Annotated in this window: 18 protein-coding genes and 3 pseudogenes; 12 read left to right on the top strand and 9 right to left on the bottom strand. The window is 72.4% G+C overall.

All coding sequences use genetic code 11. From position 1 onward, the window contains the following. Positions 1-17: 17 nt before the first annotated feature. A pseudogene (locus P0R35_RS09140) lies at positions 18-1,104 on the bottom strand (ATP-binding protein). A 167-nt stretch (positions 1,105-1,271) separates the two neighbouring features. Between P0R35_RS09140 and P0R35_RS09135 the strand changes: the two are divergent. Genes P0R35_RS09135 through P0R35_RS09125 form a run of 3 tightly spaced genes read left to right on the top strand, consistent with a single transcriptional unit; the run spans position 1,272 to position 2,617 of the window. Next, positions 1,272-1,712, top strand: a complete 441-nt coding sequence (locus P0R35_RS09135; RefSeq protein WP_284014592.1) for a DUF7382 domain-containing protein — start codon at positions 1,272-1,274, stop codon at positions 1,710-1,712. A 57-nt stretch (positions 1,713-1,769) separates the two neighbouring features. Continuing rightward, entirely contained in the window at positions 1,770-2,309 is a 540-nt protein-coding gene (locus P0R35_RS09130) for a hypothetical protein (protein WP_284012191.1), read from the top strand. Positions 2,310-2,359: 50 nt separating this feature from the next. After that, a complete protein-coding gene (locus P0R35_RS09125) occupies positions 2,360-2,617 on the top strand; it encodes a hypothetical protein (RefSeq protein ID WP_284012190.1) in 258 nt (85 codons plus the stop codon). A 53-nt stretch (positions 2,618-2,670) separates the two neighbouring features. Here the strand turns inward: P0R35_RS09125 and P0R35_RS09120 are convergent, their stop codons facing one another. Next, a complete protein-coding gene (locus P0R35_RS09120) occupies positions 2,671-2,970 on the bottom strand; it encodes a HalOD1 output domain-containing protein (RefSeq protein ID WP_284012189.1) in 300 nt (99 codons plus the stop codon). 379 nt (positions 2,971-3,349) lie between these two features. Between P0R35_RS09120 and P0R35_RS09115 the strand changes: the two genes are divergently transcribed. Next, entirely contained in the window at positions 3,350-4,306 is a 957-nt protein-coding gene (locus P0R35_RS09115; RefSeq protein ID WP_284012188.1) for a VOC family protein, read from the top strand. Continuing rightward, positions 4,306-4,977, top strand: a complete 672-nt coding sequence (locus tag P0R35_RS09110) for an alpha/beta hydrolase (RefSeq protein ID WP_284012187.1) — start codon at positions 4,306-4,308, stop codon at positions 4,975-4,977. The genes P0R35_RS09115 and P0R35_RS09110 overlap by 1 nt, the downstream gene beginning before the upstream one ends. Before the next feature lie 28 nt (positions 4,978-5,005). On the opposite strand, the gene P0R35_RS09105 is transcribed toward P0R35_RS09110, so the two are convergent. The 5 genes from P0R35_RS09105 to P0R35_RS09085 form a co-directional block, all read right to left on the bottom strand. Continuing rightward, positions 5,006-5,182 (bottom strand): hypothetical protein, encoded by a 177-nt coding sequence (locus P0R35_RS09105; RefSeq protein WP_284012186.1) that lies wholly within the window; start codon positions 5,180-5,182, stop codon positions 5,006-5,008. A 171-nt stretch (positions 5,183-5,353) separates the two neighbouring features. Then, positions 5,354-5,761: an SHOCT domain-containing protein gene (locus tag P0R35_RS09100; RefSeq protein ID WP_284012185.1), complete on the bottom strand. Its 408-nt coding sequence runs from the start codon at positions 5,759-5,761 to the stop codon at positions 5,354-5,356. Positions 5,762-5,820: 59 nt separating this feature from the next. Continuing rightward, entirely contained in the window at positions 5,821-7,107 is a 1,287-nt protein-coding gene (paaK, locus tag P0R35_RS09095; protein WP_284012184.1) for a phenylacetate--CoA ligase PaaK, read from the bottom strand. 72 nt (positions 7,108-7,179) lie between these two features. Then, entirely contained in the window at positions 7,180-8,673 is a 1,494-nt protein-coding gene (locus P0R35_RS09090) for a TrkH family potassium uptake protein (RefSeq protein WP_284012183.1), read from the bottom strand. 121 nt (positions 8,674-8,794) lie between these two features. Continuing rightward, the gene (locus P0R35_RS09085) at positions 8,795-9,433 is read right to left on the bottom strand and encodes a helix-turn-helix domain-containing protein (protein ID WP_284012182.1); all 639 of its coding nucleotides are present in this window, start codon (positions 9,431-9,433) and stop codon (positions 8,795-8,797) included. An 84-nt stretch (positions 9,434-9,517) separates the two neighbouring features. Here P0R35_RS09085 and P0R35_RS09080 point away from each other — a divergent pair, with 84 nt between their 5' ends. The 6 genes and pseudogenes from P0R35_RS09080 (at position 9,518) to P0R35_RS09055 (ending at position 12,609) form a co-directional block, all read left to right on the top strand. Further along, positions 9,518-10,456: a Phenylacetic acid catabolic protein gene (locus tag P0R35_RS09080; RefSeq protein WP_284012181.1), complete on the top strand. Its 939-nt coding sequence runs from the start codon at positions 9,518-9,520 to the stop codon at positions 10,454-10,456. 2 nt (positions 10,457-10,458) lie between these two features. Further along, positions 10,459-10,800 (top strand): 1,2-phenylacetyl-CoA epoxidase subunit PaaB, encoded by a 342-nt coding sequence (gene paaB, locus P0R35_RS09075; protein ID WP_284012180.1) that lies wholly within the window; start codon positions 10,459-10,461, stop codon positions 10,798-10,800. Between the two features lie 84 nt (positions 10,801-10,884). Next, positions 10,885-11,657 (top strand): annotated as a pseudogene (gene paaC, locus P0R35_RS09070) (1,2-phenylacetyl-CoA epoxidase subunit PaaC). Beyond that, complete coding sequence (paaD, locus tag P0R35_RS09065) at positions 11,658-12,098, top strand: 1,2-phenylacetyl-CoA epoxidase subunit PaaD (RefSeq protein ID WP_284012178.1); 441 nt, start codon at positions 11,658-11,660, stop codon at positions 12,096-12,098. Beyond that, positions 12,098-12,280 carry a 1,2-phenylacetyl-CoA epoxidase subunit PaaE gene (gene paaE / locus P0R35_RS09060; RefSeq protein ID WP_284012177.1) on the top strand — a complete coding sequence of 61 codons (183 nt, stop codon included), beginning with the start codon at positions 12,098-12,100 and terminating at the stop codon, positions 12,278-12,280. The genes paaD and paaE overlap by 1 nt, the downstream gene beginning before the upstream one ends. 71 nt (positions 12,281-12,351) lie before the next feature. Continuing rightward, on the top strand, positions 12,352-12,609 hold the full coding sequence (locus P0R35_RS09055) for a hypothetical protein (protein WP_284012176.1): 258 nt from the start codon (positions 12,352-12,354) through the stop codon (positions 12,607-12,609). A gap of 18 nt (positions 12,610-12,627) precedes the next feature. Here the strand turns inward: P0R35_RS09055 and P0R35_RS09050 are convergent, their stop codons facing one another. Further along, positions 12,628-12,807 (bottom strand): hypothetical protein, encoded by a 180-nt coding sequence (locus P0R35_RS09050; RefSeq protein ID WP_284012175.1) that lies wholly within the window; start codon positions 12,805-12,807, stop codon positions 12,628-12,630. A 124-nt stretch (positions 12,808-12,931) separates the two neighbouring features. Between P0R35_RS09050 and P0R35_RS09045 the strand changes: the two genes are divergently transcribed. Further along, a complete protein-coding gene (locus P0R35_RS09045) occupies positions 12,932-13,675 on the top strand; it encodes a PHP-associated domain-containing protein (RefSeq protein WP_284012174.1) in 744 nt (247 codons plus the stop codon). Between the two features lie 4 nt (positions 13,676-13,679). On the opposite strand, the pseudogene P0R35_RS09040 reads toward P0R35_RS09045, so the two are convergent. After that, positions 13,680-14,166, bottom strand: a pseudogene (locus P0R35_RS09040) (MaoC family dehydratase). Positions 14,167-14,260 lie beyond the last annotated feature (94 nt).

The raw sequence follows: 14,260 nt of genomic DNA, 5'->3' as shown, positions 1-14,260 counted from the left end.
CCACGTCGACCGCGCCCTCAGTCCGGCCCGGCCGCGAGCGACTCCCGCGCCGCGTCCGACGCGCGGGCGCTCTCCCCGCGGTCGGGCGTCCGCCGTTCGCGGACGCCGACGGTCGTCGCCGCCCCCGTCGCGTCGTCGACGACGAGCGCCTCGCCCACGGCGTCGGGGAGTCGCGAGGCGAGGTCGTCGCCGAGCGCACGGGGTCTGGTCCCCGGAGCGCGTCGAGGTCGGCACGCCCGTGCAGCCGGTGGGCGACGAGCAGGTCGGCCTGCGAGACGGCGACGTCGGGGAGCGCCGCGGGACGCTGGGTGGCACACACCAGCGACACGCCCGGGGCGCGGCCGCGCGTGAGCAGCGTCGCGAGCGCGTCGCCGGCGACGCCGCCGAAGAAGGCGTGCGCCTCGTCGACGAACAGCCACGGCAGCCGGCGGATCGTCCCCCGGACGCGCGCGTCGTACAGCGCCCGCGCGACGGCCGCACACACCGCTGTCGCGGCCGCGGGCGGGAGCGCCGAACAGTCGAGCACCGTCGCGTCGCCGTCGGCGAGGTCGGCCGCCGTCAGCCCGTCCGGGTCGAACACGTCCCACCGCTCGGCGAGCGCGAGTTGGGCGTCGGCGCCCCGCCGCGCCGCCCGAGCGGCGTCGGCGTCCGCGACGTACTCCCGGGCGGCCGCGACCGTCGGCCGGTCGCGGTCGGCGACGGCCCGCCACACGAGCGACCCGACCGCGCCGGTCCGGTCGAGCCCGAACAGCCCGGGCCACGCCGCCGCCGGGAGCGCGTCCGGCCGGATCCGCGGCCGTCGGTGGACGGTCCCCCGCACTCGGCGAGCCCGCCGAGCACGCCCATCGGGTCGACGACGACCGGGGCGACCCCGCGGGCGGCGGCGACCCCTTCGGCCACGACCGCGAGGGTGTGGGTCTTCCCGCTCCCGCGCTTGCCGACGACCAGTCCCGCGTGGGGCCGGTCGGTGTCGAGGGCGACGCGGGCCCCGACGCTGCCGTCGTGCGCCCGGTACCGCCCCACCGGCGCACACCGCTCGGCGTCCTCGCCCGCCGCGGTCCCATCGTCGCAGCCGGTTCCGCTCTGTCTCCCGATGACGTGCACGGGGCGGGTGCCCCCGGCTCCGTACGAAAGGCCTCGGACGAAGGTTGAAGCCCGAGGCCGGGACCAGCCGGGGTGTGTCCACGGACCACCACTGTCCACGGCCGCGGGCCGTCCTCGCGGCGGCACGGGATCGGGTCGACTCGCGGCTCGCCGCAGAGCGCGCGTGGCTGGCGGCGCTGCGCCGCGACGAGCGCGCCATCGAGGGGTTGCCGGTTCGGCTCGTCGTCGCGCTCGTCGTCGGCGTCGCCAGCCTCAGCGTCATGCTCAACATGGTCTCCGGCGTGCAGGGGCTCGCCGTGACCGAACTCGACGTGCGCCCCGAGCCCGAGGTGACGACGCCGGGCGAACAGGAGCTCGCGCTGACGGTCGTGGGCCCCGACGGCGACCCCGTCGCCGGCGCCACGGTCGTCGTCTCCGGCGAGAGCGCGAGCCTCGACGGCGTCGCGACCGGTCGGACCGGTCCCGACGGCACCACGTCGGTGACGGTGGCGCCGAGCCTCGGGCCGAACCGCGAACAGGGGACGCTGTCGGTGACGATCAAGCCGCCCGCCGGCGGGCAGTACGCCGACCGTCGCGGCAACACGCGGGTGCTCGTCGTGGCGGCCTGACCCCCGGCACCGACGTGTTCCGAAACCGCCATGTCGGCGGCCGGACCACGTCACGGCGTGCCCTCCATCGCCACCCGCCTCGCAGACGGCGTCGGCGCGGCGCTCGCGAACCTCCCGCTCGCGCTCGTTCCCCTGGCGCTGGCCCTCACCGACGTGCAGAAGATCCGGGCCGTGTTGGCGTTCTCCGGGTTCCGGACCGGCGTCCGGTTCACCCTCCCCGCGTCGGTGCTCACGGTCTGGGGGTTCGTCTCCACCCCCGCCACCGGCGTGTCGGTGAACGCGGGCGTCCCGACCACGGGGCTGACGGACCCCGCGACCGTCGCCGCGGCCGCCGGCGGCCTCCTCGTGACGGCGGTGCTCTCGGCGGGCTACTTCGGGTCGGTCGCCGACGCGCTCGCCGGGCGGCGCTACCGCTTCGTCGAGCACGTCCGTCGGCACTTCCGGGCGTTCCTCGTCGTGACGGTCGCGCCGGTCGCGGTGTTCGCGCCGGCGGCGCTCCTCGTCGCCGCCGCCCCCGCGAGCGCGCCGGTCGTCCTCCTCCCCTGCTCGTCGTCGCCCTCGGCGCGGCGTACCTGCTGTTCGCGACGCCGTACCTGATCGTCCTCCGCGACACGGGCGCGCTGGCGGCGGCGCGGGCGTCCGTCGACTTGGCGCTCGCGGGCGGCGCCTACCTCCGGTACGCGGTCGGGTTCGTCGCCGCGGTCGCGGTCGTCTCCCCGCTGGTCACCGCGGTCGTCGTCTCGGTCCCGGTCGTCGGACTGGTCGTCGGCCTGCCCGCCGGCGCGGTCCTCGGACTGGCCGGGAACCTGGCGACGATGCGGTTCGTCGCCGACGCGGACGCGGAGACGACGGCGTTCGAAGAACGGAGCGCGGACGACGGCCCGACGGGTGCCGGCGACGAGTGACGGCGGCGAGCGACGGCGAGTCGGTCCGTCGCTCCTCGGAGTAGGTCGCCCGATCAGGCGGACTCGACGGGCGTCACCGTGATGTGGCCCCCGCTGCGGACACGGATCCGGTGATCGAGGTAGGTGAACTCGACGAGCGTGTCGTCGTCTCCCGAACAGATCCGGTCGAGGGCGTCGGGGTCGATCACCTCGAACAGCGGCGCGTGTCGGTCGGGCGCCGCGCTCCGGATCTCGGCGGTCGCCTCGATGACGGCGATGCTGGCGTCGACCCGCAACGGATCGAACGCGGCGACGTACTCGCCGGTGTCCGGGTCGTGCGTCACGTCGACGTCCTCGGCCGGGTCGCCGCTCACGGGCGCACACCCCCCCCTGGCGGTCGCACCGTCGCGGCGAAGCCACCGGGTCACCGCGGGGCGTCCCCGTCGAGGAGCCGACGGGTCGCGTCGATGGGCGGCCGCCCGTCGTCTCGTCGGGGGGAGTCGATCGCCCCCTCGTCCGGGTCGTCGAGGACCATATTCATCCGGTCGGCGGACCGCGGGTTTACTCTTTCGCAACAAACGAACGGAAGACCGGGAGTCGGAACTGGATGGACACAGAAATGACAGATAACACCCGCTAATCGACATGTCCGTTTACTTTCGTGCCTCGTTCCACAACGACGGCGAAACGACGACACGCGCTCGCCGGTGCCGAGAGGCCTAACACGGCGCGCGACGAACCCACGGCGTCCGAATGCTCACAGATACGCCGGGGATCCACCACGTCACCGCGATGGTCGGGGACGCGCAGGCGAACCTCGACTTCCTCGTCGGGACGCTCGGGCTCCGCCTCGTCAAACGGACGGTCAACCACGAGGACGTCCTCCGGTACCACCTGTACTACGGCAACGGCGCGGGCGACCTCGGCACGGTCTACACCTGCTTCCCCTACCCGAACGAACCGCCCGGCAGGCGCGGCAAACCCCAACTCACGGCGACGTCGTTCGCCGTCCCCGAGGGGTCGCTCGACTACTGGCGCGACCGGCTCGCGGACCGGGGCGTCGACGCGGAACGGGTCTCGCGCTTCGACGAGTCGGCCCTCCGGTTCGAGGACCCGGCGGGGACGCGCCTCGAACTCGTCGCCGCCGACCAGTCCGTCGCGCCGTGGGCGGGGGGGCCGGTCCCCGATCGCCACGCGGTCCGTGGCATCCACGGCGTGACCGCGCTCCCGACGAACCCGTTCGCGACGGCGAGCGTCCTCGACACGCTCGGCTTCGAGTACGCGGGCGAGGACGGCGACCGCGTCCGCTACCGGGCCGGCGGCGACCGCGCGACGGTCGTCGACCTCCTCGACCGCGAGGCGCCGTACGCCCGGGAGGGCGTCGGGAGCGTCCACCACGTCGCCGTGCGCGTCCCCGACCGCGACCAACTGCGCGAGTGGCACGACCTGTTCCGCGAGCGCGACGTTGACGTCTCCCGGATCCGCGACCGGCACTACTACCACGCGCTCTACGTGCGCGAGCCCGGCGGGATCCTGATCGAGCTGTCGACGGAGGGGCCGGGGTTCACGATCGACGAGGACCCGGCGACCGCCGGCGAGTCGCTCGTCCTCCCGCCGTGGGCCGAGGAGGACCGCGAGATGATCGAGGGACAGTTGCCGTCGCTGGCGCTCCCGGCCGCGGCCGCGGGCCGCGGGGACGACGACGGCTGATGTTCGGCGACGGCACGCTCCCGGACGACCTCCCCGGGCCGCACGCCGGCCGGCCGGTCGTGACCGCGGGCGCGCCGCGCGGCGGCGCACGGGCGGCGGTCGTCGCGCTCCACGGTCGCGGCGCCACGGCACAGGGGGTGCTCAACCTCCTCGACCCGCTCGCACGCCACGGCGTCGCGTTCGTCGCCCCCGCCGCCGAGCGTGGTCGGTGGTACCCGTACGCGGGCGACGAGCCGCGCGAGCGCAACGAGCCACACCTCGCCTCGGCGGTGGCGGTCGTCGACCGCGTCCTCGCTGAGACGCGCGAGACGCTCTCGCTCCCACCGGAGGCGGTGTTCCTCGTCGGGTTCTCGCAGGGGGCGTCGGTCGCCGCCGAGCACGCCGCCGATCGCGGCGGGGCCCACCCTATCGCGGTGCTCAGCGGCGGCCTCTTGGGGCCGAGCGTCGGCGCCGAGACCCGCACGGGCGATCTCACCGGAACGCCGACGCTGGTCGCGGGCGGCGCGGACGACGACCGCGTGCCGCCGGAACGGGTGCACGCGACGGCGGCGGCGTTGCGCGAACTGGGTGCGGACGTGACCGAGCGCGTGTACGACGGTGTCGGGCACGAGGTCACGGCCGACGAGTTCGCGTGGCTGAACGACCGGTTGGCGGCAGTCGTCGACGGGTGAGAACGGAGGGGGTGGCGACGCCGACCGGCTATCGCATCTCCTCGAGGGAGTGGACCGTGTCGGACATGAGGTACGCCTCCGGACAGTGGTCGTCGCAGATCTCGAGGGCGTCGAACGTCTCTCGCCCGTTGTCGAGCGTGATCCGGTAGGCGTGGCTCGAGACGGAAGTCGGCCGGTCGACGGGGTCGACGTCGGTGCGCGTCACACCGTCGTTTCCCGGTGGACGGGTATAACTGGCCCGATTCGGGCGCCAGAAGCCCGAACGCGCCGCTTTCTGGCGATCGTAGAAACGGCGAAATTCGCCGACTGGCTCTCGTCTGGCGATCCGACGGGGACGGTCGTCGACCGGTTGGTGTCACCGAACGCGCCGGATCGTTCAGCCCCGAGCGCGCTCGAGTTCCGCGAGCGTGTCGGGCGTCTCCAGCAGGCGGTCCAGCCGCTCCTCGAACTCGTCGTCGTCGATGGCTCCCTCGGCGTAGCGGCGTTTGAGCACGGCGAGCGGGTCCTCGCCGTCGTCCTCGGCGTGTCGTGTCGCCCGGTCGCTCCCGGCGCGGTCGCCGACCGACTCCGACTCGTCGGTCGATCCGGTGAACACGCCCTCCCAGAAGCGCCCCGCGTCGTCCCCGTCGAACAGGTCCAGGAACGCGAGCCACGCGATGCCGTAGAGGATCCAGAACCAGACCGTCGGCGCGCCGACCACGAGGCCGACGACGCCGACGACACCGAGGACGACCGCGACCACGTGTGCGAGTTTCGAGTCGAGGAGGCGATCGGCGTCGAGCATGGCTGCCCGACGACCGGGGCCCACATTACGCTACCGGACGCCCCGTCCGGCAGTCGGCCTCAGCGGTGGTCGAACACCCGCTGCACCTTCCCCGTCTCCGTGCGTTCGACCCCGCCCGGGTCGACGACGCGGACCTCGTCGGGGGTGATCCCCACGACGTTCCGGATCCGGTCGGCGATGCGCGACGCGAGCGTCGACGGGTCGACCGTCGCGTCCCCACGGCGCTCGACGGTGAGTTCGAACGTGTCGAGCGCGCCCTCGCGGCGGAGGTCGATCCGGTAGAAGGGGGCGACGGCGTCGAACTCCAGCACCACGTCCTCGATCTGGCTGGGGTACAGATTGACGCCCCGGACGATGATCAGGTCGTCCGCCCGTCCGGTGACGTTGTCCATGCGGACCATCGTCCGGCCGCACTCGCACCGCTCGGTCGTGAGCGTCGTCAGGTCGCCCGTCCGGTAGCGGAGCACGGGGACGGCCTCCTTCGTCAGCGTCGTGAGGACGAGTTCGCCCTCCTCGCCCTCGGGCAACGGCTCGCCCGTCCCGGGGTCGACCACTTCCGGGTGGAAGTGGTCCTCCCAGATGTGCAGGCCGTCCTGCGCGGCGACACACTCGTTGGAGACGCCGGGGCCGATGATCTCCGAGAGGCCGTAGATGTCGACGGCGGTGACGCCGAGTCGGTCCTCGATCTCCGCGCGCATCGGGTCGGTGCACGGCTCGGCGCCGACGATCACCGTCGACAGCGGCAGTTCGCGCACGTCGACGCCGCGCTCGGCGGCGCGCTCGGCGAGGTACAGCGCGTACGACGGCGTGCAGGTGAGGGCGTCGGATTCGAGGTCGACGAGGAGGTCGATCTGGCGGTCGGTCTGCCCGCCGCCGACGGGGATCACGGTCGCGCCGAGCTCCTCGACGCCGCCGTGGACGCCGAGGCCGCCCGTGAACAGGCCGTAGCCGTACGCGTTCTGCACGGTGTCGCCGGGGGCGACGCCCGCGGCCGTCAGCGACCGGGCCACCACCTCCCGCCACGTCGCGAGGTCGCCGTCCGTGTAGCCGACCACCTTCGGCTTCCCCGTCGTCCCCGAGGAGGCGTGGATCCGGCGGACCTCCCGGTCGGGGACCGCGAACAGGCCGTCGGGGTACTCCGCACGGAAGTCCTCCTTCGTCGTCGTCGGGAGCCGCCGGACGTCCTCGATCCCGTCGACGTCGTCCGGGTGGACCCCCGCCTCGTCCAGTCGCTCCCGGTAGAACGGCACGCGTTCGTACGCCCGACGGACCGTCTCGCGGAGTCGTTCGCCCTTCAGCGCCCGGAGCTCCTCGCGGCTCGCCGTCTCGACCTCGTTCCACGTCATCGTGTCACACGACGCGAACGGGGATCAAAGCAGTACCGCCGACGCCGGCCCCGGGGCCCGGTGTCCCCGGCGTCACGAGCGCCAGTAGCCCGGCGTGAGCAGGACGAGCACCGGCACGATCTCGATGCGGCCGATCCACATCAGGAACGTCATCAGGAGCTTCGTCGAGGCGGGGAACGGCTCGTAGCTGGCGAACGGCCCGGCGATGCCGAACGCCGGCCCGACGTTGAAGAACGTGGAGGCGGCGGCGCTCATCGCCTCGAACTCCGTGACCGCGACGCCGGACCGGGCGGCGTCGACGACGACGATCACCGTGGCGGCGATGAAGAACACGAGGCTGACGAGCGTGTACGCGTAGATGTCGCGGATCGAGTCCTCGCTCACGACCCGCCCGCTGAGTCGGACCGGCCGGACCACGTCGGGGTTGGAGGCGACGAACAGGTCGCGGCGGAACGACTTGAGCACGACCAGCCAGCGGAGCGTCTTCACCGAACAGGTGGTCGACCCCGCCATCCCGCCGATGAACATACAGACGAACAGCAGGTGCTTGGCGGCCGACGACCAGAGGTTGAAGTCGGTGCTGGCGTACCCGGTCGTCGTCACGATGGAGACGACCTGGAACGCCGCGTGGCGGGCGGTCGCCTCGCCGGTGGCGAACTGCGCGTCGACCGCGAGGACGGCCCCGACCGCGACGGCGAACAGCGCGAGGATGCCGACGTAGAAGCGGAACTCGTCGCTGCGGCGGAGGCGGTCGAAGTCGCCCGTGGTGACGAAGTAGATGAGCACGAAGTTCGTCGCGCCGGCGACCATGAACGGGATGGTCGCCCACTGGACCGCCGGCGAGAACGCCGCGAGGCTGTTGCCGCGCGGGGAGAACCCGCTCGTCGAGACGGCGGTGAACGCGTGGGCGACGGCGTCGTACAGCGTCATCTCGGGCGCGAGGCCGACGACGTGGAGGCCGTACAGCACCGCGACCATCAGCGCGGTCAGGCCGATGTACACCTGCCACAACAGCGCCGCAGTCTCGCGGATCCGGGGCGTGAGCTTCCGGACGTCTTGCGTCTGGGTCTCCGTCTCCATCAGCTGGGCGCCCCCGACCGACAGCTGCGACAGCAGCGCGATGGCGAGCACGAGGATCCCGAGCCCGCCGAGCCACTGGATGAGCGCGCGCCACATGAACACCGCCCGGGAGTGGGCAGCGAAGTCGACGACGACGGTCGCGCCGGTCGTCGTGACGCCGCTCATCGCCTCGAACAGCGCGTTCACCGGCGTCGCGAGCGTCCCGTTGCCCGCGAGGACGAACGGCACCGCACCCACGAGCGCGAACGACAGCCACGTGAGCGACACGAGCAGGAACGCCTCGCGCGCCCGGAGTTCGCGGTCGTCGGTTAGCCGCTCCAAGCCGAGCCCGACGACCGTGGTCCCGAGCATCGGCACGAGGAACGGCGCCAGCGCCGTCCCGTCGAGGACGGCGACGCCGAGCGGCAGCAGCATCGGCACCCACAGCCACTTGAGGAACGTGCCCAGCAGGCTCGCGCTGACGCGCCAGTCGATGCGGAGGGTCATCGGCGACCCACCCGCGGCTGGCCGGCGGTCGCGGTCGTCGCGTCGGGAGCGGGGTCGGGCACGCCGTGTCGGTGCCGACGAGGCGTGTCACCGCCGTAATGGCATCGGTCGCGGTGAGCGATCACTCCCCGAACAGCTCCCCGTACAGCGTCGCCTCCGCGCGCCGCAGGCGCTCCAAGAACGCGCTCTTCGACAGCCCCAGCGACTCGGCGACCTCCGCGGAACTCGCCTCCCGCGGCACCGCGAAGTAGCCCGCCGCGACCGCCGCGCGCAACGCCGCCGTCTGGGGCGGCGTCAGCCCGTACTGCTCGGTCACGGGCTCGGCCTCCTCGCGCAGCGGGTACGTCCGCGTCAACTGCACCCCGACGGTGTCCCCCGCGGTCTCCATCACGCCCCGGAGCACGTCGTGGCCGACGACGGCGCCCGTCACCGTCGCGTCGCCGTCGCGGTAGCGGACGTCCTCGACGAGCAGGCCGACCGAGACGAGTTCGTGGACGACGCAGGGGTGTTTCGAGAGACAGCGGTAGGTGTCGCGCTCGCCCGCGCGCGAGCGGTGGAGGTACCGGATCCGGTCGTCCGCGTCGAGGTGGGCCGCGAGGTCGTCGTCGCGGGGCGCGCCGAACCGGAGGAGGACGTTGCCGTCCGCGCGCAGTTGCGGCGGCTCCGCCCGCACGGGCGTCCGCGTCGCCGCCGTCGCCTCGGCGAGCGGGCAGTCGTCGCCGCTGACGCGCACCTCGACGACGAGACACTCCGCGATCATGCGGGGTGGTAGCGCGATCTACGTATAAAACCCGCGTATGAACGGGTGAACCGGTAAGGCGCACAACGCGAAGGATCGACCGTTATGGATATCGAGACGGTGAAGGAGCGCGCCGGGCCGCGCCAATTCGGGCCGAACGACGACATGCCCGAGGAGTACCGCAAGGCCGCGACGCGGATGATCCAGTTCCACGCGAACTCGGAGGTCATGGGCGGGTACCTCGACAAGGAGTTCACCCGCCACGCGCCCTCGCTCGACCGGAAGCTGGCGAACACCGCGAAGGTGCAAGACGAGATCGGGCACGCGCAGCTGCTGTACCGCGCGGCCGAGACCCTCGGCGTGAAGACGCGCGACGAGATGCTCGACGAACTGCAGAACGGTGAGGGGAAGTTCCTCAACTGCTTCCACTACCCGGTCGACTCGTGGTACGAGGCGCCGATGATCGACTTCTTCGTCGACGGCGGCGCGATGCGCCGACAGGCGACGCTCAAGTCCACGAGCTGGACGCCGTACGCCCACGCGATGGACAAGGTGTGCTTCGAGGAGGGGTTCCACGTGAAGCACGGCGAGTCGATCCTCCGCGAGCTGATGCGCGGGTCGAAGGCGACCCAGGAGCGCACGCAGGAGACGTTCGAGGAGTGGTGGCCACGGATCCTCCAGTTCTTCGGGCCGACGAACGACCAGTCCACGCACAACGACTTCGCGATGGACGTGGGGCTCAAGACCGTCACCAACGACGAACTCCGCAACTCGTTCCTCAACATGTACGTCCCGAAAGCCGAGAAGTACGGCCTCGAGATCCCCGAGTCCCCGCGCATCTTCGAGCGCGACGACGGGACGATGGCCGTCCGGGAGTCGGACCTCGACTGGGACGAGTTCTGGACCATCGCGAAGAACGACTCCGACGGGAGTCACGAACAGATCGGCTCGCGCGCCCGCCGGCAGGAGGCCGTCGCGTGGGTCCGCGACAGCCTCGACAACTGGGAGGGGAGCGCCGCGGGAACCCCGCAGGCGGCCGACTGACCATGATCTGGGAAGTGTTCAGACAGGAGAAGCCGGGCGACTACCACCGACACGTCGGCAACGTCCACGCGCCCGACCGCGACATGGCGAAGCTGTTCGCGCAGATCCAGCACGCCCGTCGGATGCAGACCAACTCGCTGTGGGTCGTCCCGCAGGAGGAGGTCGGTGAGGTCGACACCGAGGACGCCGCCTTCGGCGGCCGCACGGACAAGGCGTACCGCTGGGCGATGACGTACAACGACATCGACTCCTCGTTTGCCCAGGAGGTCGAGGACAGCGAGGCCGAACAGCGCGAGGCCGCGCGCAAGCGCCGCGAGCAACTGGAGTCGGAGGGGCAGCGATGAACGGCGACGCCGACGGGGTCACCGACGCGCCCGCCGCGGCCTCCCCTCGACCGCGGCGACCTCGCCCCCGACCAGCAGGTCGCGCTGGAGGAGAGCTCCTCTTCCGGCTGGCGGACGACGAGTTCGTGCACGCCGAGCGCCTCACCGAGTGGCAGATCTACGCGCCCACGCTGGAGTCGGACCTCGCGCTCGCCAACATCGCACAGGACGAGTTCGGCCACGCCCGCCTGTGGTACGACCTCCTGCAGGAGCTCGGCTACACCGAGGAGGAGTGCATCTGGCGGCGCGACCCGGACGACTGGACGCACGCGACGCTCGTCGAGTTGGCGTTCGCCGACGACGGCTGGGGCGACGCCGTCGTCCGCACGTACCTGTACGACACCGCCGAACGGCTCCGCCTGGAGGCGCTGGTCGACACGAGCTACGCCCCCCTCGCGGACCGCGTCGGCAAGGCGCTCGCCGAGGAGGACTACCACCGCGACCACGCCGTGAGCTGGCTCGAACGCCTCGCGAGCGACGACGACGCGCGGGCGCGCCTGCAGGCCGCCGTCGACGACCTGTTCCCCCACGCGCTGTCGCTGTTCGCCCCCGGCGCCCACGAGGACGACATCCGCGCGAACGGGTTCCGGCGGGCGTCGCTGGCCGACATGCGCGCGGAGTGGCTCGACACGGTCGTCCCGACGCTCGAGGGGTACGGCCTCGTCGTCCCCGAACCGGACGACGTGGAACGCCCCGCGGCCCGCGGCCGCGACCGCACCCACACCGACGACTGGGGCGACCTGCAGGCGGCGTTCACCGCGACCCACCGCGAGGTCGACTTCGACCGGCCCGCCCGGCTCCGGGGGGAGGAGGCGTAGATGCCCACCAGCATGCCGACGGACACGTCGGACGGCCCGCCCGCGGAGTCGGAGGCGTGCGCGTACACCGCCTACGAGGACGGCGAGGCGCCCGCCGAGTACCCGAAGACCGGCGCGGGCGCGACGGGCGCCGAGGCCGACGTGTGGGCGGCGCTGTACGAGGTCGAGGACCCCGAGATGCCCGTCAGCGTCGTCGATCTGGGGCTCATCTACGACGTGGCCGTCGACGAGGCGTCGGGCCTGTGCGAAGTGGAGATGACGCTCACGTACACGGGCTGTCCGGCGCGGGACATGATCCTGAACGACGTGCGCTGCGCCGCCGAGACGGCGCCGGGCGTCGACCGCGCGGACGTGCGGCTGCGCTACACGCCGGGGTGGACCGTGGCGATGGTGACCGACGCGGGCCGGGAGGCCCTGCGCGAGTTCGGGTTGAGCGTCTGATGCGCCGCAGCGCCCCCGACCCGAGCGTCGCCGCCGGCGTCGCCGGGAGCGACGACGACCCCGCCGAGTGCCCCTACTGCGGGTCGACGGACACCGAGCGCGAGCACCCGAAGGGGCCGGGACTGTGCCGCTCGATGCACTTCTGCAACGACTGTTCGGAGCCGTTCGAGCGGTTCGGGTAGGCGGCGGCCTCGCGAACCGTCCGGATACCCTCCCGAACCGTTATGACTCGTCGTAGAGAAGTCGAACAGGTATGTCCGTCGGCACTCCCGCTCGTCGTCTCCGCTACCCGCTCGCGCTCGTCGCCGTCGTCGCGGGCCTCCTCCTCCTCGAGTACCTCCTCGAGGTCACGCTGACCGGCTACGCGGCGACCGGCACGACGTGGCTGCCGACCGTGGGCACCATCGGTCAGACGATGGTCGCGTACACCCTCCCCGTGAGCCTCCTCGCGACGTTCGGAGTCCCGGTCGTGGCGTTCGTCTTTGGCGTCCGCTACGCTCGCGCCGCCTGAACGGCGACGGCGGGCGACTCACTCGTGGTGGTGGATCCACGCGCTCAGCTCGACGAACTCGCCGGACTCGCACACCGAACACGCGGTCGGCGGCTCGAAGGTGTGGCTGCCGCCGTCGTGGTGGATCGGCGTCCCCGCGTAGACCGCGTGGCAGTCTGCACAGACGTACTGTTTGACCGTCTCGGGTACGTGTGACATCCTCACACCTACGTGTCACCGAGGAATAGGGATTCCGACGGGTCCGGACGCGTCGGAACGCGCGCCGTCGCGCCGGCGTCCGCCGCCGCAACGCTTGGGACGCTGGAGCGGTAAGGCACCGACGATGAGCGAGCCGGCCGCCCTCCGGATCGACCCGCACGTCCACTCGGCGGCGTCGTACGACGGGCACGACCCGGTCGAACTCCTGTTGGAGCAGGCCAGCGAGATCGGGCTGGACGGCATCGTCGTCACCGACCACGACGAGATCGAGGCGTCGCTGCGGGCGGCCGCCCTCGCCCCCGACTACGGGCTCGTGGGGATCCCGGGCGTCGAGGTGTCGACGGCGGCGGGCCACCTGCTGGCGATCGGCGTCGAGGAGCGCCCGCCGCCCGGCCGGCCGTTCGACGAGACGGTCGCGACGGTCCGCGACGCGGGCGGCGCGGCGGTCGTCCCCCACCCCTTCCAGCGGACGCGCCACGGGGTTCGCCGGCGCCACATCGGCGACTGCGACGGGATCGAGGTGTACAACGCGTGGCTGTTCACGGGCTACCGGAACCGGCGCGCCCGGCGGTTCGCCGCGGCGCGCGGCCTCCCGGGCGTCGCCGCCAGCGACGCCCACCACGCGCGCTACATCGGCCGGGCGTTCACCGAGGTCGCCGTGCCCGGCGCGCGACGGGGTGCCGTCGACGGCGACGACGTGGTCGCGGCGCTGGCGGACGGCAACGGGTCGGTCCACGGGCGGCGCCAGCCAATCCCGCGGAGCGCACAGCACTACCTGTCGGGCGCGGGTCGGAAGGGGGCGTGGACGGCCGCGCGAGTCGGGCGTCGCGCCCCGGAGTTGGTGCAGGGGCTGCTGGGCGACGGCTGACGGCTCAGGCGTGCGGGTCGTCGGCCTCGGCGCGCGTCTTGATGAGGAACTTCATGTCGCCCTGGAGGACGACCGTGTCGTCCTGCTTCGTCACCTCGCAGTCGAGGACGACGAGGCCGGCGTCGTCGCGGCTGGAGAGGTCCTTCGTCTCGGTCACTTCCATCTCCATCGAGATGGTGTCGCCGATGAACACCGGGTTCGGGAGGTCCATGTAGTTCATCCCGAGGAACGCCAGCGCGGTTCGCTCGACGATGCCCGTCCGGTAGACGAACCCCGTCGCCTGCACGAACGTCATCGGGCCGTGGGCGATGCGCTCGCCGAAGGCGTTGTCCTCGGCGTACTCGGCGTTGGTGTGCAGCTAGCTCCGTCCAGTCGCCCGTCAGCGCCGAGTGCATCACGAAGTCCGACTCGGTGACGGTGCGCCCGACGGTGACGAACTCCTGACCGACCTCGAAGTCCTCGAAGTAGTGCGGCTCGTAGCTGTATGCCATATCGGAGGGACTCCGGATCGCGTGAAAGTCGTTTCGCGTGGTCGGGTGCCGCCCCCCCTCGGTGCGGCGCGCGACCCGCCGCGTTTGCCGGTGC

The sequence above is a fragment of the Halobaculum litoreum genome (genome assembly GCF_030127125.1).
Classification (GTDB): Archaea; Halobacteriota; Halobacteria; order Halobacteriales; family Haloferacaceae; genus Halobaculum; species Halobaculum litoreum.
The sequence above is the reverse complement of the archived record's forward strand: the minus strand, read 5'-3'. Positions and strand labels throughout refer to the sequence as shown.

Bases quoted from the DNA above. Each gene is read 5' to 3' on its own strand.
- P0R35_RS09110 (WP_284012187.1), top strand. From the start codon at position 4,306: ATGTTCGGCGACGGCACGCTCCCGGACGACCTCCCCGGGCCGCACGCC.
- paaE (WP_284012177.1), top strand. From the start codon at position 12,098: ATGCGCCGCAGCGCCCCCGACCCGAGCGTCGCCGCCGGCGTCGCCGGG.
- P0R35_RS09085 (WP_284012182.1), bottom strand. From the start codon at position 9,433: ATGATCGCGGAGTGTCTCGTCGTCGAGGTGCGCGTCAGCGGCGACGAC.
- P0R35_RS09050 (WP_284012175.1), bottom strand. From the start codon at position 12,807: ATGTCACACGTACCCGAGACGGTCAAACAGTACGTCTGTGCAGACTGC.
- P0R35_RS09115 (WP_284012188.1), top strand. From the start codon at position 3,350: ATGCTCACAGATACGCCGGGGATCCACCACGTCACCGCGATGGTCGGG.
- paaB (WP_284012180.1), top strand. From the start codon at position 10,459: ATGATCTGGGAAGTGTTCAGACAGGAGAAGCCGGGCGACTACCACCGA.
- paaK (WP_284012184.1), bottom strand. From the start codon at position 7,107: ATGACGTGGAACGAGGTCGAGACGGCGAGCCGCGAGGAGCTCCGGGCG.
- P0R35_RS09080 (WP_284012181.1), top strand. From the start codon at position 9,518: ATGGATATCGAGACGGTGAAGGAGCGCGCCGGGCCGCGCCAATTCGGG.
- P0R35_RS09045 (WP_284012174.1), top strand. From the start codon at position 12,932: ATGAGCGAGCCGGCCGCCCTCCGGATCGACCCGCACGTCCACTCGGCG.
- paaD (WP_284012178.1), top strand. From the start codon at position 11,658: ATGCCCACCAGCATGCCGACGGACACGTCGGACGGCCCGCCCGCGGAG.
- P0R35_RS09055 (WP_284012176.1), top strand. From the start codon at position 12,352: ATGTCCGTCGGCACTCCCGCTCGTCGTCTCCGCTACCCGCTCGCGCTC.
- P0R35_RS09100 (WP_284012185.1), bottom strand. From the start codon at position 5,761: ATGCTCGACGCCGATCGCCTCCTCGACTCGAAACTCGCACACGTGGTC.
- P0R35_RS09090 (WP_284012183.1), bottom strand. From the start codon at position 8,673: ATGACCCTCCGCATCGACTGGCGCGTCAGCGCGAGCCTGCTGGGCACG.